The sequence below is a fragment of the Hyphococcus sp. genome (assembly GCF_965228385.1).
GTDB lineage: Bacteria > Pseudomonadota > Alphaproteobacteria > Caulobacterales > Parvularculaceae > Hyphococcus.
This window is the reverse complement of sequence record NZ_OZ245810.1, coordinates 1,689,406-1,707,971: the sequence shown is the minus strand read 5'-3', so window position 1 is coordinate 1,707,971 and position 18,566 is coordinate 1,689,406. Positions and strand designations below refer to the sequence as shown.

Here is an 18,566-nt window from a genome sequence, read left to right as displayed (position 1 = left end):
TAATCTGTTTTAAGGCGTAGCGACAAAGGGGGAATTTCATGAAATGCATATTTGGCGGCGCACTTTTGGCGCTCATCGCTTCACTCCAGGCCGGCGCGGCTGAACGCGATCTGTCTCCGGTTGAGGCCAAGGCGCGAGAGATGTTCGCGACGGTGATCGCCATTCCCACCGTGAAGGGGCGGGGGAAAATGCCTGAACTCGCAAACTACCTGGCGGGTGAATTGAAAGACGCCGGATTTTCAGATTCCGACATCGAAATCATTCGCGTCGGCGAAACCGCCGCCTTTACTGTGCGGTATAAAGGCGACGGTTCCTCTGGCGCAAAACCGATCGTCTTTATGGCGCATATGGATGTTGTCGACGCCAAACGCGAAGACTGGGAATATGACCCTTTCACGCTGCGTGAAGAGAACGGTTATTTCATCGGCAGGGGAACGGCCGACAATAAATACGGCGTCGTAAATCTCACGCAAACTTTCATGCGTCTGAAGCAGGAAGGCTTTACGCCGAACCGTGATCTTGTTCTAGCGTTCACCGGCGATGAAGAAACGGACATGGAAACAACGCGTCTGCTTGCCTATGACCGCAAGGATTTGACGGACGCCGAGTATGCGTTGAATTCGGATGCTGGCGGCGGCGGTTATCTGGAAGACGGTACGGCGCTTCCCTATCTCCTGCAGGCCGCAGAAAAGACCTATGCGACGTTTGAAATCACCGCGCGCAACTCTGGCGGACATTCTTCGCGCCCGCGTCCGGACAATGCTATTTACGATCTGGCCAAAGCGCTTCTCAAAATCGAGGCGCACATATTTCCGGTGATGTCGAACGATATAACCCGCGCCGCGGCCCGCGCGGATGGCGAACGCATAGGCGGCGATCTGGGCGGCCACTTGGTTACGTTCGCTGATGATCCGGCGAACAAGAAAGCCGTCAAGGCGATCCGCAAAGACGGTAATTATTCCACCATGTTGAGCACGACCTGCGTCGCGACGATGCTAGACGCCGGCCACGCGGAAAACGCTTTGCCGCAGTCGGCTGTAGCGACTGTCAATTGCCGCATCTTCCCGGGCGTGGAAATCGAGGATGTTCAGCAAACGCTCGCCGAAATTATTGAAAACGACGCATTGGAGATCAAACCGGCAAGCGATCTTTATGTGGCGAGCCCGGCGTCAGAGCTTCGTGAAGACGTTGTTGCGGCGCTCAGTACCGCCATTCAGTCGCGGTTTGACGATGTTGAGATTATCCCGTCGATGAGTTCCGGCGGTACGGATGGGATGCACTACCGGCGCGCGGGCGTTCCTACCTACGGCGTAAGCGGACGGTTTGGCAAAGCAGGCGATAGTTCAAACGCACACGGTCTGAACGAGCGTCTGCCTGTGGAGACGTTTTATGGGGGGCTTGATCACTGGATCATCATGATCAAGGAGCTTGCCGGCGATCAGCATTGATGGCCGGATCGGGCGTTACTTTTCGTTGTCTGTGACAAGCACCGGTCCGGTCTGTCCTGAACTTTCATTCTCGCGCAAAACGCCCAGCCGGCGTGCGACTTCCCGGTAAGCGTCCGTAACGTCGCCAAGATCCCGGCGGAAACGATCCTTGTCCATAATCTGCCCTGTTTCCATGTCCCATAGGCGGCAGGAATCAGGGCTTATTTCGTCGGCGACAATCAGGCGCATCATATCGCCTTCATATTGGCGGCCGAATTCAACTTTAAAATCGACCAGCTTGATGCCGACGCCGGCGAACAGCCCCGACAGGAAGTCATTGATGCGCAGCGTTTGCGCCATCATGTCATCGATTTCCTGCGGATTGGCCCAGTTGAACGCTGTAATGTGTTCTTCGGAAACCAGCGGATCGCCGAGATCGTCATTCTTGTAATAAAACTCGATGATGGACCGGGGTAGCGCCGCGCCTTCCTCAATGCCAAGGCGTTTGGTGATCGTACCGGCGGCAACGTTGCGGACGACGACCTCCAGCGGCACGATTTCCACATGGCGGACAAGCTGCTCGCGCATATTGAGACGTTTAATAAAATGGGTTGGCACGCCGATCCGCTCCAGCCCGAGCATGATAAATTCTGAAATCCGGTTGTTCAGAACGCCCTTGCCTTCGAGAATTGCTTTTTTCTGGTTGTTGAACGCCGTGGCGTCGTCTTTAAAATACTGAATAATCGTCCCGGGCTCCGGCCCTTCGAACAGGATTTTCGCCTTGCCTTCATAAATTTGCTTTCGGCGAGCCATTTGTGTAATCCTTTCAATGCCTTAAAGGCGATTTCCGAAGTCTGGTCTAACTTGCGGAACGATTCTAAACTGTTTTGGTCAGCACACAGCCCCTTGTCGCTAGCACGGCTTGCGCACCGGGAGAAGCGCGGGGGTTTACGCTTTTGCGATGCGCTTGGAAACCCTCCGACGCGATCAATTTTTGCAGGTGCGTTGCGCAGGAGCGAGAGCGGCTATAAGTAACTTTTCTGGAATGCCTCGCCGGAAGCGGCGACGAAGTGTGGAGCCATTTTAAATGACGACCTTTGACGACCGCGAAGACAAATTCGAGAAGAAATTCGCCCATGACGCGGAGCTTCGCTTCAAGGCTGAGGCGCGGCGAAACAAGCTGATCGGATTGTGGGCGGCGGAATTGCTGGGAAAAACCGGCGCGGACGCGGAAAGCTACGCCAAGGAAGTCATCAAAGCCGATTTCGAGGAAGCGGGCGATGAAGATGTCTTCCGCAAAATCCGCAAAGATTTTGACGCCGCCGGCGTAGAGCAGTCGGACCACCAGATTCGCCGGCGCATGGATGAAACTCTCGCCGAAGCCGTGCAACAGATCCAGCAGGGAAGTTAACCCCGCCAATCCCGCCAGAGCGTAGACATTTATTGATCGAGCAGATCACAAGCGATCTATGCGCTCGTGATTGATTTGCGGCGTTTTACTTAAGCAAGGCGGGGGCGGCGATCCAGCGGTTCGGCATATTTCAAGAGCCCGGGATACTGCCGAAACCTTTCGCTTGTGATGAACAGTTGTTCTAACCTTGCAAAGAAAAGGGAGGAACGCATGGGACGCGTAGCGGGAAAAAAAGCGCTTATCACGGGCGGCGCCCAAGGGCTCGGCGCCTGTTTCGGAAAAATGCTTGTAGCGGAAGGCGCCAAAGTCGCGCTCACGGACATCAATCTCAATGGCGCCGAGGCCGCCGCCGCCGCGATCAATAACGAATACCCCGATTGCGCGATAGCCCTGAAACATGATGTCACCGACAAGGCCGAATGGGAATCGGCTTTAAAACAAACAGCCGATGCTTTTGGGGGTATCGACATTCTGATCAACAATGCGGGCATCGGCGGCGCGGGCAGTATTGAGAGCGAAACCTATGAAAACTGGCGGCGCACGCAGGAAATAGACGTCGATTCCATTTTCATCGGCACGCAGCTCGCCATGCCCTATCTGAAAGAAAACCAGCCAGCGTCCATCATCAATATTTCGTCTGTCGCCGGCATGATCGCCGATGGTATGATGTTGTCGTATAATACTGCGAAAGCCGCAGTCTGGATGATGACGAAATCGATTGCGCTCCATTGCGCCCGTTCAGGTTATGACATCCGGTGCAATTCCGTTCACCCGGTATTTACACGTACGCCAATAATCGATCCGCTTGTGCAGATGGGCGGCGGCGGAAAAGAGGGGGAGGACAGGCTGGCCCGTCAAATTCCCTGGAAACGGCTGGCGGATCCGGAAGATGTGGGATACGCCGTATTGTATCTGGCGTCCGATGAATCCCGCTATGTAACCGCTGCCGAATTTAAAATTGACGGCGGCATCACTGCGCAGTGATCTCTATGCGGAACGCAACTGATTTGCGGCTGCTTCTTGCTATTCGGGGCGAACTTCGGGACGAAACACCTTCAATGCGCCGGCGGCGATTTTCATATGGACGGGTTCGGTGGTTTCAACAGGGTCGCCGTCGACCGTGTAGCTGAACGATTCGGCGCTTGAGGAGATGCGGCATTCCCGGCATTTTTGCACCGATATCCGCTCGGACGCCTCAACTTCGCCGCCCAGAAAGTCAGCCATCAACGCGGCGAACTCCGCTCCGTTACTTGCATCGCTCAAATAAACATAGAGCTCCCCTTCATCCAGGCGATTCCGGTAGGGGATTAAATTTTCGGCTCCGCTCACGGCGTTGTTCGACACAACGATCGTATTGGTCGATTGTCGAATGTCAGCGCCGTCGATCGTCACCGAAAAATTGATCGGATCGGCGTTGAAAAGCGCATGCGCAGCTTCGACGACGCCAAAGCTGACATCGTCAAAATTTTCGACTTCGCGCAAATCCTCGCGGGCGTCAGCGAGTTCAGCGTAAGACCCAAAAACAATATTGTTCAGAAACAGGCGATCACCGATACATCCGGCGTCGATGGAAACAATTGGCGAAGCCAGGCCGGCGGCGATGGCTTCATCGACATCCAGGGGCAGCCCGAGATCGCGGCATAACAAATTCATCGTACCGCAAGGCAGCGGTAACAAAGCAATGTCGGTATTGAGAAGGGACGCCGCAATGGCGGCTTGCGTGCCGTCCCCGCCGGCGCAAAGTATGGCGTCGGCGTCGCTGGCCTGTTTCACCCGCTCACACAATGCGCCGAAATCGCCGGATACCACTTCGAGTTCTATGTTGCCGGATTTTGCAGCGGCGTTTTCGGCGGCCTCCTGAATCACCTGTGCCCCGCAACCCAGAACCGCGCCGGATTTTTCGTTAATCAAACAAAGGATTTTCATGTATTTTCAGCCGTGTTCCAGGTTTCATCCTTTCGCAGAAAGGATTTCACGGCTTCTTTTTCATAACCGCGGGAGGTGTAACGATGGATGGCTATAGAAAGTTCCGCGCCATTCCATGACAACAAGTTATAAGAAGGCGCTTCGCCGCGGGTTCGAGTCGATGTCGCCGTCCCGGCGGCTGTTATGATGATGGACCGTTCGCCGGTTTCGTGCAGGTCGGCTCTTGCAATGTGGGCGTGACCAGTAAGCAGAGCGTCGGCGCCCGCGCTGGCGAAGCTGCTTATAGCCCGCGCCGGCCGTTTGATGACCGCCATGCCCGCACGGCCGGGTCCCGGCAATACGGGATGATGAAACGCCACCAGCTTGAGCGCGTTTTTTTCCGCCTGCCGCAATTTTCTGGACGCTTCGTCAAGCTGTCGCGAAGAAAGCCGGCCCAGCGACCAGTCCAGCGTTAAATTGGCGCGCCGCGCCGAATTGAGCCCCACCACATAAACGTCATTGATATTAAGCTCTGGCGATAAATTCGAATGAATATGATCGCGAAACCGCCCCCAGGGGTCGATAAAACGGCGTGTTAAATTATAGACCGGGGTGTCGTGATTTCCGGGCACGACCAGCACCGGGGCCTGAAAGGCCCTCAAATAGGCGCCGGCCTGTCCGAACTCGCTTTTCCGGCCGGCCTGGGTCAGGTCGCCGGTGACAATGATACCGTCAACATTCGCACTATTGATCTGGTCAGCCAGCGACTCCGCCGCCTGCGGATCGACGGAACCGAAATGTATATCTGAAATATGCGCCAGAACAGTCATGATCCGTAAACGTTAACACGCTCAAAAGGTTCGGAAAACTGGCGCAGGCGAGATTGTTGTTCGGGTTTGATGTGCGGACGCGAACGATTATATAAGACGGGATCGCGCCGGGGGTATTCCATTTTTGGCGCTGCGAATCAACAGGAGGCGTCATGTCCGGTTTTTTAATCCTACTCGGCGTAATCGTCGTACTCGCAGTCTTCGTAATAATTATTTACAACCGAATTGTCGCTCTTTCTCAGCGTACTGAGCAGGCGTTCGCAGATGTGGATGTGCAGTTGAAACAACGGCATGATTTGATTCCTAACCTTGTCGAGACGGTTAAAGGCTACGCCAGCCATGAAAAAGAAACGCTGGACGCCGTCATAACAGCCCGAAATGCGGCGCAGGCTGCGAACGGACCGGCGGCGCAAGGTCAGGCCGAGGGTATGCTGGGCGCGGCGCTCGGAAAATTATTTGCGCTGGCGGAGGCTTATCCGGATCTTAAAGCAAACGAAAATTTCATGGAATTGCAGCGCGAGCTTTCGGACGTTGAAAACAAAATTGCTGCGGCGCGGCGTTTCTTTAACAACGCCGTTCAGGAGTTCAACACGGCGATACAGCAAATTCCCGGTAATTTCGTAGCGCCGCTGGGCGGGTTTACGGCCAAAGAATATTTTGAAGTCCCGGAGGGCAGCCGCGCGCAGATTGAAGCGGCGCCGGAAGTCAGCTTCTGACTTCGGAGTAAGCATTGAGCGCCTTCGGTCTGCAGACTCATATCTGGAACAACAACCTTAAATCCGTTTTGCTGCTGGCCGGATTTCCCGTGTTGTTGCTGCTCCTGATATATGGGCTCAGCGTAGGATATGTTGGTCTTGCCACGCCAGTGAATAGCGTCGGGGAGGGGCTGTTGCTTGCAGGCGGACATTTGCGGCGCCTCTGGCCGTTTGCCTTTGTCGCCGCTGCTGTCTGGTTTCTTAGTGCATGGATTTTTCATCAGAAAATTATTGAAGCGTCTGTGGGCGCGCGGGGCCTAACGCGCAAACAATCGCCAGATCTCTATAACCTTCTTGAAAACCTTTGTATTTCGCGCGGCATTGCAACGCCAAAACTAAACGTCATTGAAACGCCCGCGTTAAACGCTTTCGCCAGCGGCGTCAGCGAAAAGAACTATACGGTTACCGTAACGAGAGGATTGTTGGAGTCGCTTGACAAACATGAGCTTGAAGCTGTCCTCGCCCATGAATTGACGCACATAATGAACAAGGACGTGCGGTTATTAATCGTCGCGGTGATTTTTGTCGGCATATTCTCCTTTTTTGGAGAACTTCTCTTTCGCAATATGTTTCGCAGCGGCGTGCGTATCGGCGGCCATACGCGATCGCGAAACGGCGACAGCCGGGGCGGGGGCGTATTAATTCTGATTGCAATTGCGATGATTGTGATTGCTTACCTTCTGGCGCTGGTGATCCGGTTCTCGCTTTCGAGAAAACGCGAATATCTGGCGGATGCGGGCGCTGCGGAGCTTACACGCAATCCGGATGCAATGATTTCTGCGCTGAAAAAAATTTCCGGCAGATCAAGCGTCGAAGCGCCGAATGACGTACAGCAGATGATGGTGGAGAACACCCATGCGTTTGCGGGCGTTTTCGCGACGCATCCGCCGATGGAGAAACGGATTGAGGCGCTCGTGAATTTCGCCGGCGGAAATCAGGTCTGATCTCCGCCGCGCCAATTTAAAATTTAGTCAAACAGCCGATAGGAAGCCCGTACTGAAACGCGGGCGTCAGGCGCCTGATCCGTTGCGCCGATGGCGCCGTTGAGATTAATGCGAAGCCGGTCGTTCACCGCGTAGGACCCGCCAAAGAGGAAAGAACCGACAGTGGCGGAATTCGTCTCTCTTGTGAGCATGGTGATATCGGGCTCGGCGTAAACTTGTTGATTATTTTCATCAACAATTGGAATAGGCTGATCGGTGGCCGGATTAATGACGAGAACTTCGTCGCCCATTCCGTCAATCATCGTTTCAAACAGAGGCCGCCGCGTCAGGATTTCGAACTCATTCGATGACTTGAAAAAGTAACTCTGGTCATATCCGAAGTTTAACGACAGCCTTTCATTAAGCGAAAGCCCGACACCGATGCTGGTTCTGAGCGCGTCGCCCGGGTTGAATTCTTCCAGCGTCTGGCGCACGAGCGTGGTCCCGATCATCGGACTGCCGGTGGTGTCCACAATCACCTGGTTCGGCGATGTCGACATATTCATCTGGTATCCGATATTCGCATAAAGCGATGCGGGATCGCTCGCCAGGATAAAGGTGAGGCTCGGCTCGACTGTCCAGAAACCGGAGCCCGTCGCCAGCTCTGTTTCAATACCGGTATTCAGATCGCGGTCCACGTCAAAAGGACCTTCGCCCGTGGGCGTTTTCACGCGCACATTGGCGATGGTGTAGGGCAGCTTGGTTCCGTTGTTGAGCTGATAATGAAGGCCAAATTCAGCGTCGCCAATACCGTATCCGCCGAAATCACGTTCGCTGGCGGTGCCGCCGTCAATGGCGACGCCGACGATGCGATCCTGACGCGAGACATAGGAGATGCGCCCGTCGACTTCGAGCCGGTTCGTCAGCCCGTAGCGCATGGACAGACTTTCGGTCAGCGCCTGACGGTTACTGTCCGTGGCTTCGATGGCGCCGATGAGAACAGCATCGACGATTTCGATGCCCTGGAAGAAAAAGCGATTGTCAGCCGTCACCGTATAATCGATGGAAGGTTCAAGATAGAGCGAGCCTTTCGGCGTCAGAATGCCGCCGGAATCCGAGAAGATCGCAAGGTACGGTCTTTCGTTTTCGTCTTCCGGGCGAACGCCGACTTCGGTGGGCAGCGCGCCGTCGCGCCGTTCATCCTGCGGGCGTTGCTGCGTGGTTGTGTTTTGCGCCACTTGCGTTTGTTGCGCTGGCGCCTGCCGGCTTGCCGTCTGCGGCGTGTTAGACGTTTTGTCCTGCTGCGTTGTTTGCTGTTGCTGCGGCGCCGGCTGCGTAGCCTGGGCCGGTTGCGGCGCGGCCGGTGTCGGCGCGGCGGCGACGCGCGCTGTTGCGGCGGGCGCGCCAGGAACGACAATGGTTTGACCAGCGCGCAGCGGGTAAGGTGATCTTAAATTGTTCGCTTCGGCGAGCGCGGCGATGGTCGTATTGTTGTCGCGTGCAATCGATGAGAGCGTGTCGCCGCTTTGTACTGTGTAATCATCCGACGCCTGCGCCATTGCGGCGGGCTGTCCCTGGCTTAGCGCCACAACAGTGTTGCGCAGTTCGGAAAGCTGTTGCGCCTGCGCTTCGATCAAAGCGTTTTGCCGTTCGATCAGCTCTTCAGCTTCATCGAGACGCAACGTCTGCAAGGCGACAATATCTTTCAGATAAACAAGGTCTTCCTGAACGGAGGGCCTCGGCAATATCTTTGTGCCGGCCGGCGTGTCAGTTACGGATGGATCTTCCTGATCGGCGAATGCCGGCGTGGTAAACGTCGCGGCCAGGACAGCGACTGCCGTGTTTCGTAGTAAATTCGATTTCATTTCATTCCCCCTGGACTCAGCATCCGTTAAGCAAAGCTTTCATCTCATTGCAAGCGTTCTGGAACGCAGATGCAAAATCCTCGCCTTCGATGCTTTTCTTTAATGTGTGAAGCGTGCCGCGCGACCGGCCGGTTAACGCCGCCGCTTTTGTGACATTACCCTGGGTTGTGTAGAGCGCTTTCATCATGACAAAGCGGCTAACGAGATTCTTGGCTTCATCAATATCAAAGACTTCGCCATTTTTCATGCCCTCCGAGCACTTTCGGGGATCGAACATGATGTGTTCAGGCATGATTTTCCCGTCGCGCGCATGCACAAGCGCCCGCGCCAATATATTGCGCAACTCGCGGATATTACCTGGAAAAGCATGGCTGCGCAGACGGTCGGCGGCTTTGGGCGTCAGGCGATATGCGTGGTAACGCTCATCCTTATGGCCCGCAATCATCGATTCGGCAATTTCAATCATGTCGTCCTGGCGCGCGCGAAGCGGCGGAACGTCGATGGAAAGCACGTTAACCCGGTAATATAAATCCTCGCGGAACTGTTTTTGGTTCACCAGTTCGCGAAGCGGCGCATTCGTCGCCGCGATCAGGCGAAAATCCACCGTAACAGGCGATCTGCCGCCAATTTTGGTGACAACGCCGTCCTCCAGCACACGCAACAGATGCGTTTGAATGGAAAGCGGCGTTTCGCCGATCTCATCCAGAAACAGAACGCCGTTATCGGCCAGGGTAATAGCGCCTTCCTGTTCGCCGACGGCGCCGGTAAATGCGCCTTTTGCATGGCCGAACAGAATCGAGGCGGCGAGCGTTTCTGGTACGGCGCCCGCGTTAATGGCGGAAAACGCATGTTGAGACCGCCGACCTGCCGCGTGCAGATGTTTGGCGACAAGTTCCTTACCCACGCCTGTTTCACCTGAAATGAGAACAGACGAATCATCTTCCGCGTAAAGAGAGATGAGTTCTCTGATTTTCGCGGCCTGCGGGCTGGAGCCGATAATCGGCGTGAGCGGCTTTGATTCGCGCCGGGCTTTTCCCGCCGGGCCTGAAGGTCCGTTTTTCTTGATGTTCAGCGATTTTGCGCGCAACCGGTCGGTTCGGTTATTTGAGCCAATATCGATCCGGGACGGCACATAGGATTCTGTGACGTATCCGCCAGGCGCATAGCCCTGGTCAATCGAGGACGAACGGTCGAAACCGTCGTATTCATGATCATCCATTCGCTTCCCCCAAAGCTGTTCAGGACATCAATCACAATCGAACGGAAAGCAGCGGTTAGCCGTCTTCACGTATGAAGACTCAACCCCGGATTTTCATCGCGCCCGCCACCATAACCGGCGCGACTCTCTCCCACACGACAGTAACTGAGTTACTATGGTCTGAAGCTAGAACAAACGCAGTAAGAATCAACAAGAATCCGGGTGTTACGGGAAAAATTATCGTCCCTTGAAGCGCTGTTTTCACGCTTGGGGAGAAGGGGGCTGGTATTTGCAATCCTGAGGCGATTTCGTCTGTTTCGGCGCCTTGTATAACGAGACGTTTCCAGCGTCGAAAAACCGTTTTTTACTCAAGCTCAATGTAGACAGGCTCCTGACAACGCTGGTCTTTTTGGCGACGCTGCACTGTACAAACGAAGAATGCCGATACTGCCTGGCGAATTCTCAGGGCGGGGGTGTTTTCCCCGCTCTCGTCGGCCGCTACGGCGTTGTCGGAAAAGGAGGCGGCTATAGCGTCCGGCGCGCCGCTCCCGGTCCATGAAGCGGTCCCGAAAAAATACTGTGTGCTAATGGGGTCGCAACCCGCGCGGCGCCGCAGAATGATTTGATAGTCTTCGGTGAATTCGCCAGCGGCGGGTAAATATAATTCAAAGGAAGCGCGCGGCTTCATCGCCCTTAAACGAACATCGCCCTTTTTTCGGAAATACGCCGCCAGTGGACAAAAACCGCTTGTGGATCGCAGCGAGTAGTCGAACGCGAACATCACCGTTTCACGGCTTCGATCGACAGTGCGCCATGTCTCGGCATACTCGCCCGGTTCCTTCAGTAAAAAACTGGGGCCCTCCAGAAGCCTGGTTGTATCGCTGTCGCCGGCGCCGATTTTTTCCTGTGCAACATCTGTCGCCTCCACACGCCGGGATTGTGATTCAGCTTCGAAGTCGAGACGGTCTATAGTTTTCAAATAGGGCGGCTCAGTCTGGAAATTGAAGTCGCGAACCAGCGGCGCAGGATCTTCGCCGGGTCTGGCGTATTCCATGTAGAATGACCATGGCAAAACGTCTTCCGCGCGCGCCCAGTATGAAAGCAACCGTGTCCAGGAAGGAAGAAAGAGATTTTGAATCCGGCTCTCTTCCCGTTTGGCGTCAAACAAATCAAATATCAGATCCGCGCGTTGCGCGGCGCCGTCTGCATTGGAGCTCAAAGATTCGATGCCATGGGTGTGGATGCCAATAACCTTGCCTTGCGCGTTCAAAATCGGACTGCCGCTGCTGCCGCCGGCTGTCGCCAGGCGGTGAATGATTAAATTGGCGATCTCGGGATTAGCGTTTTCCAGAACATTATCGAGCGGCGGCGTCATGGCGGCGATTACGCCGCGTTCCGTGCGCGCGATAGCCGCGTCCGGTGAAAACCCGTTGTCGAGTGTGTCATATGGAAACCCGATCACCGCGATTGGCGCGCCGGCTTCAAGCGTCAGAAGCGTTTCTTCTGACGCAATATCGAGATTTGCGCCCAGTACATTTTCGCCGGTTTCAGGATCAACCGGATCGACAACAATCAGGCCTGCGTCAAACGCCATATCGCGCAATGGGGTCGCCTGCGGCGCATAGATCGATGAGTTTTTGCGTATGGGCTGATAGTCCTCCACAAGCATGCGAAATACGCCGTAACCGGCATGCAGCTTCACGGATTTTACGTTCAGCGGTGTTTTTGTGCGCCGGTTTAAAATTCGCACGTCCGCATTTGCATCCGACAGGGGGAGGGAGTCGGCAGTGTGCGCCGCCGTAGCGAGTATGCCTTTCTCCCGATCGAGCACAAACGCAGTGCCACGCGCAGATCCGTTAACGACAATCAGGTAAACCGAATTTTGCGCGGACTTTATGGCCTCAGGCGCAATTATGGCCGAAAGCGCCGCCTCAGCTTTCAAATTGGCGTTTGTGATGTCTTTCTGCAGCACGGCGGTTCGCTCGCGCAGCCGTTTGATCTCGCCGTAGCGCGCGGCTTCAATAGAAAAAAACACCGCGACCGCCGCGAACGCAAATATAATCAGCATGAAGCGCGGCGCCAGCGCTCCGGTCTGATCTGAAGTTTGATTACTTTTTACCATGACCCGAACCATTCCCCCATGGTTAGCAATTCTAGGGCCATGCAATTTGCGTCCGCAAGCGGCATTGAAGGCCGCGTGAGCGGGCTGGCGCACGTCTGAATTGAATTGATGAGGCTGCGTTCGCCGGTCAGTGTGAACCAATTCTAACAGTCGCGTAATAAATCGAACACTTTTGTGCGCTGCAGCGAAAAATCGCGAGAAACTGCCTCGGCCTATTATTATGCATTGTAATCAATAGTTTACCTTTGATTAACCAAGGTTAACAGACGCCTGATCCGAATTGGCACACCTGTTGCATTAAAGATTGGCGTTGGGGGGGACATTCGCTCCCAGCAACCCGGCTTGCGATTTTCCTCTCAAGAGTAACAGAGGGGCGCAAGTCGTTTTGTAGTGAAACCTAAAGTGGGAGACGACTAGTGAAATTGAAACTTTTGTCATCGATTGCTGCGACGGCTCTGCTGATGTCTTTCGGCTCAGCCTACGCACAACCGTCTGAGGCGGGACCTGGCGATCAGGAAACTGGTCCTGGCAACCAAGAAGGCGGTGAAGGCAATCAGAACAACGGTTCGAACAACGACAGCTCGAACAATTCCGATAACTCGACCAACGACTCCGGCAACGCCGACGTCGACGCTTTCTCTGGCGACGGATCGGACAATGACGCCATTGACGCTGACATTTCCAACAACGGAAACGACAGCTCGGACAACTCGGACAACTCGGACAATTCTGATAATTCAGACAACTCCGACAACTCCGACAATTCGACGAACGCCGACGTAGACGCCTTCACGGGCGACGACAGCGACGTTCTCGACGTTGACGTTCAGGACAGCGGAAACGACAACTCCGACAACACGAATAACTCGGACAATTCGGACAATTCCGATAACTCCGACAATTCGGACAACTCGGACAATTCCGACAATTCTGACAGCTCGGACAATTCGATCAATGACTCGGGCAACCTTGACTTTGACGCGAGCGACGACAACTCGTCCGGTTCCAATGGCTCGTCCGCCAATGACGGCTCTGTAGCTGTTACAGCGAACGACAACTCGGACAGCTCGAATAACTCCGACAACTCGAATAACTCCGACAACTCGACGAACGATTCGAACAACACCGAAGCGTTCACTGGCGGCGACAGCGACGTTCTCGATCTGGACGTTAACGACTCCGGCAACGACAACTCGGACAACTCCGACAACTCCGACAACTCCGACAATTCGGACAATTCGGACAACTCGGACAATTCGATCAACGATTCGGGTAATCTTGACCTTGACGCCAGCGACACAAACGCTGCCGACAATCAGTCAGCCGCTGCTAATGACGGCTCCGTAGCTGTTACAGCGAACGACAACTCGGACAATTCGAACAACTCCGACAACTCGAACAACTCCGACAACTCGAACAATTCTGACAACTCCACGAACGACTCCGGCAACACCGAAGCGTTCACGGGCGAGGACAGCGACGTTCTCGATCTGGATGTTCAGGATTCGGGCAACGACAATTCCAGCGCCGACAACGGTTCTGCGAATAACGGTTCGGCGATCGATAACTCCGACAATTCGGACAACTCCGACAACTCCGACAATTCGGATAATTCGGACAACTCCGACAACTCGATCAACGACTCCGGCAACATCTCTGACTCGGGCAACCTCGATCTGAACGTTTCCGACAACGGCAACGAGACGAACGAAGCTTCCGACGGTTCGAACTCCGCTTCCGGCGGTTCGACTCAGACGAACACGAGCACGAACATCGATGTTGCAGACAGCGGCAACTCATCGTCTGACGATGACGGCCTCGACATTGACGGCGACGGTTCCGACAATGACGGTCTGGATCTCGACATCTCGAACTCCGGCAACGACAACTCCGATAACTCGGACAACAACGCTGCCGACAACGGTTCCGCCGTCGCTAACGACAGTGGTTCGGTTCAGGTCGATAATTCGGATAACTCCGACAATTCCGACAATTCGGACAACTCCGACAATTCGATCAACGATTCCGGCAACACGGACATCGCGATCGAACTCGACAACTCCGACAATAACGAAGCCGGAGACGGAGCGGCGATTGCAAACGACAGCGCAAGCGTCTCAATCGACAACTCCGACAACTCCAACAACTCGGATAACTCGAACAACTCGGACAACTCCATCAACGACTCAGGCAACTTTGGTCTTGAGCTGACGATTGGCGATGTTCAGTTGAACAGCACCGAGCTGTCTGCATCTGTCAGCAACGTGAACATGGGCACAGTTCCAGGTTCGGGTCCGGTAACGACTGGTTCGATCAACGGCCAGACGCAGCAGGGCAACAGTGGTCTGACGATCAACAACAACAACACCGGCAACGGCACATTCTCCAACTCGCAGAATGTCAATGTTGGCACCGTCAACATGACGCCGTAGGTTAAACAACCTATTGGGGCGCCGCGGGAAGTAATTCTCCCGCGGCGCCTTAATAAAATATAACTATTGTTTTTAAGCTAAAGTGGTAAGTTTTATGTGTGGCGTAACTCGCAAATCAGTTTTGTTTCATAATCTTGCGGGTGAAGTCAGGGGGAATTCATGAGTATGAGCGCATGGGGGTTATTTATCACCCCGATCCTTATCGCTACCGATCCGGGCTTGACCGAAACCGAGCGCGATCAGCAGCTTGCGGCGCATGCCGAAACGATCCCGGCGCAATTTATTGAAGAAGACAGTGTATTTGGCGGATTGGCGTCACTCGACGAGCGCGCCATGTCGTCAGCTTCCGGCGGCACCAGCACAGCCATCGACATCAACAATCTGAACGCCAATGTCGGCGAAAATTCCGCCACTGTGAATGGCGTGACGACGACAAATTCAACAAACGGCGATATCGCCGACAATGTCATTTCCGATAATGGCGGAATCACCACCGTATTCAACAATACGGGCAATGGCGTGAACTTCCAAAGCATCGTAAACGTAAACATCAATCTGCACGGCGCTTCAGCGCCGCAGTAAAGGATACGCCGGTGAAGGCGTGGGGGAGATTTATGGCCGTTAATCGCAAACGCAGCTGGCGCGCTCTGATTGCAGCGCCGCTTATTGCGATTTTCGGCGCGCCGCTGAGCGGTTCGGCCGGCGCCAGCGATCTCCATATTATGTCCGGCGGCGCCAATGCGCGCTTGAAAGTCGCGAGCATGGCGGAAAGAAAGTACGCCACGGTCGTCAGGCAGCAATATGATTTCAGTTGCGGCTCTGCTGCGCTCGCAACGCTTTTAACCCATCATTACAATCGCCCAACCACTGAGACGATGGCGTTTCGGGCCATGTGGGATGTCGGCGACAAGGATCGCATTCGCGAACTTGGTTTCTCGCTCCTGGAAATGAAGCGTTATCTTGAAAGCACGGGTCTGAAGGCGGACGGTTTCAGTCTGACGCTTGACCGGATCCAGGAAATCGGCGTTCCGGGCATCGCGCTCATTGATGTCCGCGGATACAAGCATTTCGTCGTCATTAAGGGCATTACCGACGAGGTTGTCCTGGTCGGCGATCCGTCCAGCGGCGTCACCTCCGTTCCCCGTAACGTTTTTACTGACCGGTGGGACGGGACCATATTGTTTATCCGCTCAGAAGTTCTCGTCGGTAAGGAGAACTTCAACCGGATCGCGGACTGGCGCCTTGCGCCTTCTTCCCCGCATGACCGGGCTACCGATAGTGAATCATTGCAGTCGTTATATTTAGGCCAAACAAGACCGTCCTTTTCGGGTATTTCGCTGGGAACGGTTGTAGAGAGTCGATAATGATCAATTTAAAGAAAACCGTTACTTTCGCCGGCGCTGTGAGTATGGCGTCGCTCAGCACCGCTTTTGCGGAAGAACATGATATTGACGAGCTTATTTTCGCGGCCGACGAATTACTGAACATCAGCGAAGCGCCAATGAGCACCGAAGAGCTTCAAAAAGCGCGCGGCGGATTTAAGGTAGGCGGTCTTGTTTTTAATATCGGCGTCGTTGTGCACACGCCGAAGGTAACCCCTAAATCCGGAGACGGCGGTCTATTTGGCGATGAAGGCCTATTTGGCGAGGACGGCCTATTCGGGGAAGACGGCGTCTTTGGCGATAGCGGCGGTCCAATAGGCGAGGACGGCGTGTTCGGTGAAGGCGGCCCCCTTGGCGATGATGCGCCTGCTTCAGCCGCCGATTCAGGCAACGCCGCACCGTCCGATCAATCGACAGCTAATAATCAGACGGCGCCTTCGCAGTCGCAGACTTCTCAATCTGCAGGCAGCGCCCAGACCGCAGGCAATACACAGACCGCAGGCAATACACAGGGCGGCGCGCCCGCAAATAACGCGCCGCCAGCGACCACTACTTCCCAGGCTCCGAATTCGAGTACGGCTGGCGCGTCCCAGTCTTCTCAATCCTCCGCCGCCGGCGATTCGCAATCCACAAGCGCAGGGTCTTCCACGGCGAATTCGCCTGTGGCCGGAAACGCCGCTGCGTCAGGCGGTCAACAAGCACCGTCAAACAGCGGCGCATCCCAGGCTGCGGCGCCGTCGCAAAATCCTGCACCCGCAACGCAGACAGCCAACAATGCTGCGCCGTCTTCGGGCGCGACACAGACGCCGGCCGCTGCGACGCCGCAAAGCGGCGCGCCGACAACCACGCCTGCGACGACTACGCCGCTTGCCGGCAATACGGGCTCAGGCGGCAATTCCCCGGCGACCAGCGTCGCTGATGCGAGCCCCGCCGTTCAGCAACCTGCGCCGCCCGCCGAAACGTCCACGCCGTCAACGAACGGGCCTACTTCCGCGGCTGGAAACGGGACTGGCGAGGCCGCGACTAGCTCCGTCGGCAGCGCTATTCAACTTGCGTCCGCCGAGGACTCTGCGCCCAACACCAATAACAATAATAACAGCTCCAATACGAACGAAGCGCCTATAGAGCTCAGGCAAGTCGGCGTAAGGCCTTCGCAGTCGAACACTGGAAACGACGCCGATTCTCTGTCAGATAGCGATATCGCGAGCAGCATGTCTTTCACCCTTGCCGACGTTTCCGACCCGGAAGTCATTCAGCGGATTGGCCCGGAAGGCATTCTGACCGTATTGAATAATACTTTGAACAATCAGAATGTGACAACCGAAGTCACGGTAAGTGTGGACGTTCCGAACTTTGCGTCCCAGATGAGCGCGATAAAAGCCGCTAGCGCGACATCGCGAAACCTCAATCAGCAGATCTTTCTGGGCGGCTTGCTTAACTAGGTCTTTTTTGGAAAGCATAAACGGCGCGTGTTGCAGCATGCGCCGTTTTTCTTGTTAAGCAGGTTCCGCAAAGCCTTTATCGGTTCTCATAACCTTGTCCCAGAAGCGAAAATACAACCCGTAGTTTGCGCTATAATCCGTATGATGAAGATTGTGGTGGGTCGCCGATATGATGTGCCGTCCGAAAACGCCATTAATCATACGTTGCGGAAAAATTTCCCATCCGGCGTGATTTGCGATGCTGGCGAATGTCATCACTATCAGAACGGCGACGACTGCGCCCAGATGGATCGGAATAAAGAATACAGCCAGCGGCAGCGGCCATGCGCTGATAATGGACTCCCAGGGGTGAAATGAAAATCCCGCCCAGGGCGTTGGATGGCGCGAGCGATGATGAGCAAGGTGCATGGTGCGAAACAATTTCGGATCATGCATCGCGCGGTGCGTCCAATAAAAATAGGTGTCGTGAATTGCGAGATAAATAAAAATCGATACCGGAATCCAGGCCCATGCCAGCGGTGAACTCAACTCTGTGTAAATTTGCGTGCCGCCGGCTTTGTAAGCCTCGATCACCAGGGCGCCGGGCAGCGCGTAAATCAGCGATGAAAACAACGACATTGTAATTTCAAACGACACCACTTTACGGGTCGGTCGCTTGACCGACAGTCTGGTCGCCCACACCTTATCCTCGCTGCGGCCCCATAATAGCCAGTAGAACAGTCCGGCGATCAGGAAATACCGTCCCCATATCAGCAGTACGAGCAGAGCATATGTAACGGCGAATGCGCTGAAAGTTTCGGTGTTTGTGATATTCATCCGCAAAATCCGGTAATTTCGTCTAATGTGTCATAAGTGTTGTAATGAATCGAGATTG

The 18,566-nt window shown here is 54.8% G+C and carries 16 protein-coding genes; 9 read left to right on the top strand and 7 right to left on the bottom strand.

What is annotated here, in order from left to right; genetic code table 11:
* The first annotated feature begins 38 nt into the window (after window positions 1-38).
* Window positions 39-1,448 (top strand): M20/M25/M40 family metallo-hydrolase, encoded by a 1,410-nt coding sequence (locus tag ACQK2Q_RS07960; protein ID WP_425409214.1) that lies wholly within the window; start codon window positions 39-41, stop codon window positions 1,446-1,448.
* A gap of 15 nt (window positions 1,449-1,463) precedes the next feature.
* On the opposite strand, the gene purC is transcribed toward ACQK2Q_RS07960, so the two are convergent.
* Window positions 1,464-2,240 (bottom strand): phosphoribosylaminoimidazolesuccinocarboxamide synthase, encoded by a 777-nt coding sequence (gene purC, locus ACQK2Q_RS07955; RefSeq protein WP_425409213.1) that lies wholly within the window; start codon window positions 2,238-2,240, stop codon window positions 1,464-1,466.
* A gap of 274 nt (window positions 2,241-2,514) precedes the next feature.
* On the opposite strand from purC, the gene ACQK2Q_RS07950 reads away from it, so the two are divergent.
* Window positions 2,515-2,838 carry a DUF1476 domain-containing protein gene (locus ACQK2Q_RS07950; protein ID WP_425409212.1) on the top strand — a complete coding sequence of 108 codons (324 nt, stop codon included), beginning with the start codon at window positions 2,515-2,517 and terminating at the stop codon, window positions 2,836-2,838.
* A gap of 210 nt (window positions 2,839-3,048) precedes the next feature.
* Complete coding sequence (locus tag ACQK2Q_RS07945) at window positions 3,049-3,822, top strand: SDR family oxidoreductase (RefSeq protein WP_425409211.1); 774 nt, start codon at window positions 3,049-3,051, stop codon at window positions 3,820-3,822.
* Window positions 3,823-3,861: 39 nt separating this feature from the next.
* On the opposite strand, the gene ACQK2Q_RS07940 is transcribed toward ACQK2Q_RS07945, so the two are convergent.
* The gene (locus ACQK2Q_RS07940; RefSeq protein ID WP_425409210.1) at window positions 3,862-4,764 is read right to left on the bottom strand and encodes a diacylglycerol/lipid kinase family protein; all 903 of its coding nucleotides are present in this window, start codon (window positions 4,762-4,764) and stop codon (window positions 3,862-3,864) included.
* Window positions 4,761-5,573: a metallophosphoesterase family protein gene (locus ACQK2Q_RS07935; RefSeq protein ID WP_425409209.1), complete on the bottom strand. Its 813-nt coding sequence runs from the start codon at window positions 5,571-5,573 to the stop codon at window positions 4,761-4,763. The genes ACQK2Q_RS07940 and ACQK2Q_RS07935 overlap by 4 nt, the downstream gene beginning before the upstream one ends.
* A 152-nt stretch (window positions 5,574-5,725) precedes the next feature.
* Here ACQK2Q_RS07935 and ACQK2Q_RS07930 point away from each other — a divergent pair, with 152 nt between their 5' ends.
* Together ACQK2Q_RS07930 and ACQK2Q_RS07925 are read left to right on the top strand one after the other, a co-directional pair.
* Window positions 5,726-6,289 carry a LemA family protein gene (locus tag ACQK2Q_RS07930; RefSeq protein WP_425409208.1) on the top strand — a complete coding sequence of 188 codons (564 nt, stop codon included), beginning with the start codon at window positions 5,726-5,728 and terminating at the stop codon, window positions 6,287-6,289.
* A gap of 14 nt (window positions 6,290-6,303) precedes the next feature.
* Window positions 6,304-7,272, top strand: coding sequence for a M48 family metallopeptidase (locus ACQK2Q_RS07925; protein WP_425409207.1), 969 nt, complete (start codon window positions 6,304-6,306; stop codon window positions 7,270-7,272).
* Window positions 7,273-7,295: 23 nt separating this feature from the next.
* On the opposite strand, the gene ACQK2Q_RS07920 is transcribed toward ACQK2Q_RS07925, so the two are convergent.
* From ACQK2Q_RS07920 to ACQK2Q_RS07910, 3 genes are all read right to left on the bottom strand, one after another.
* The gene (locus ACQK2Q_RS07920; RefSeq protein WP_425409206.1) at window positions 7,296-9,116 is read right to left on the bottom strand and encodes a LysM peptidoglycan-binding domain-containing protein; all 1,821 of its coding nucleotides are present in this window, start codon (window positions 9,114-9,116) and stop codon (window positions 7,296-7,298) included.
* 16 nt (window positions 9,117-9,132) lie between these two features.
* Window positions 9,133-10,335 carry a sigma 54-interacting transcriptional regulator gene (locus ACQK2Q_RS07915; protein ID WP_425409205.1) on the bottom strand — a complete coding sequence of 401 codons (1,203 nt, stop codon included), beginning with the start codon at window positions 10,333-10,335 and terminating at the stop codon, window positions 9,133-9,135.
* Window positions 10,336-10,678: 343 nt separating this feature from the next.
* Complete coding sequence (locus ACQK2Q_RS07910) at window positions 10,679-12,382, bottom strand: trypsin-like serine peptidase (RefSeq protein ID WP_425409204.1); 1,704 nt, start codon at window positions 12,380-12,382, stop codon at window positions 10,679-10,681.
* Between the two features lie 470 nt (window positions 12,383-12,852).
* On the opposite strand from ACQK2Q_RS07910, the gene ACQK2Q_RS07905 reads away from it, so the two are divergent.
* The 4 genes from ACQK2Q_RS07905 (at window position 12,853) to ACQK2Q_RS07890 (ending at window position 17,692) form a co-directional block, all read left to right on the top strand.
* The gene (locus tag ACQK2Q_RS07905) at window positions 12,853-14,868 is read left to right on the top strand and encodes a hypothetical protein (RefSeq protein ID WP_425409203.1); all 2,016 of its coding nucleotides are present in this window, start codon (window positions 12,853-12,855) and stop codon (window positions 14,866-14,868) included.
* A 159-nt stretch (window positions 14,869-15,027) separates the two neighbouring features.
* Entirely contained in the window at window positions 15,028-15,450 is a 423-nt protein-coding gene (locus ACQK2Q_RS07900) for a hypothetical protein (protein WP_425409202.1), read from the top strand.
* Between the two features lie 32 nt (window positions 15,451-15,482).
* A complete protein-coding gene (locus ACQK2Q_RS07895) occupies window positions 15,483-16,232 on the top strand; it encodes a C39 family peptidase (protein WP_425409201.1) in 750 nt (249 codons plus the stop codon).
* Entirely contained in the window at window positions 16,232-17,692 is a 1,461-nt protein-coding gene (locus tag ACQK2Q_RS07890; protein ID WP_425409200.1) for a hypothetical protein, read from the top strand. Before ACQK2Q_RS07895 ends, ACQK2Q_RS07890 begins: the two co-directional genes overlap by 1 nt.
* 54 nt (window positions 17,693-17,746) lie before the next feature.
* Here the strand turns inward: ACQK2Q_RS07890 and ACQK2Q_RS07885 are convergent, their stop codons facing one another.
* Window positions 17,747-18,508: a sterol desaturase family protein gene (locus tag ACQK2Q_RS07885; RefSeq protein ID WP_425409199.1), complete on the bottom strand. Its 762-nt coding sequence runs from the start codon at window positions 18,506-18,508 to the stop codon at window positions 17,747-17,749.
* Between the last annotated feature and the right edge of the window lie 58 nt (window positions 18,509-18,566).

Coding starts and splice junctions, on each gene's coding strand:
- ACQK2Q_RS07960 (WP_425409214.1), top strand. CDS start 39: ATGAAATGCATATTTGGCGGCGCACTTTTGGCGCTCATCGCTTCACTC.
- purC (WP_425409213.1), bottom strand. CDS start 2,240: ATGGCTCGCCGAAAGCAAATTTATGAAGGCAAGGCGAAAATCCTGTTC.
- ACQK2Q_RS07950 (WP_425409212.1), top strand. CDS start 2,515: ATGACGACCTTTGACGACCGCGAAGACAAATTCGAGAAGAAATTCGCC.
- ACQK2Q_RS07945 (WP_425409211.1), top strand. CDS start 3,049: ATGGGACGCGTAGCGGGAAAAAAAGCGCTTATCACGGGCGGCGCCCAA.
- ACQK2Q_RS07940 (WP_425409210.1), bottom strand. CDS start 4,764: ATGAAAATCCTTTGTTTGATTAACGAAAAATCCGGCGCGGTTCTGGGT.
- ACQK2Q_RS07935 (WP_425409209.1), bottom strand. CDS start 5,573: ATGACTGTTCTGGCGCATATTTCAGATATACATTTCGGTTCCGTCGAT.
- ACQK2Q_RS07930 (WP_425409208.1), top strand. CDS start 5,726: ATGTCCGGTTTTTTAATCCTACTCGGCGTAATCGTCGTACTCGCAGTC.
- ACQK2Q_RS07920 (WP_425409206.1), bottom strand. CDS start 9,116: ATGAAATCGAATTTACTACGAAACACGGCAGTCGCTGTCCTGGCCGCG.
- ACQK2Q_RS07915 (WP_425409205.1), bottom strand. CDS start 10,335: ATGGATGATCATGAATACGACGGTTTCGACCGTTCGTCCTCGATTGAC.
- ACQK2Q_RS07910 (WP_425409204.1), bottom strand. CDS start 12,382: ATGCTGATTATATTTGCGTTCGCGGCGGTCGCGGTGTTTTTTTCTATT.
- ACQK2Q_RS07900 (WP_425409202.1), top strand. CDS start 15,028: ATGAGTATGAGCGCATGGGGGTTATTTATCACCCCGATCCTTATCGCT.
- ACQK2Q_RS07895 (WP_425409201.1), top strand. CDS start 15,483: ATGGCCGTTAATCGCAAACGCAGCTGGCGCGCTCTGATTGCAGCGCCG.
- ACQK2Q_RS07890 (WP_425409200.1), top strand. CDS start 16,232: ATGATCAATTTAAAGAAAACCGTTACTTTCGCCGGCGCTGTGAGTATG.
- ACQK2Q_RS07885 (WP_425409199.1), bottom strand. CDS start 18,508: ATGAATATCACAAACACCGAAACTTTCAGCGCATTCGCCGTTACATAT.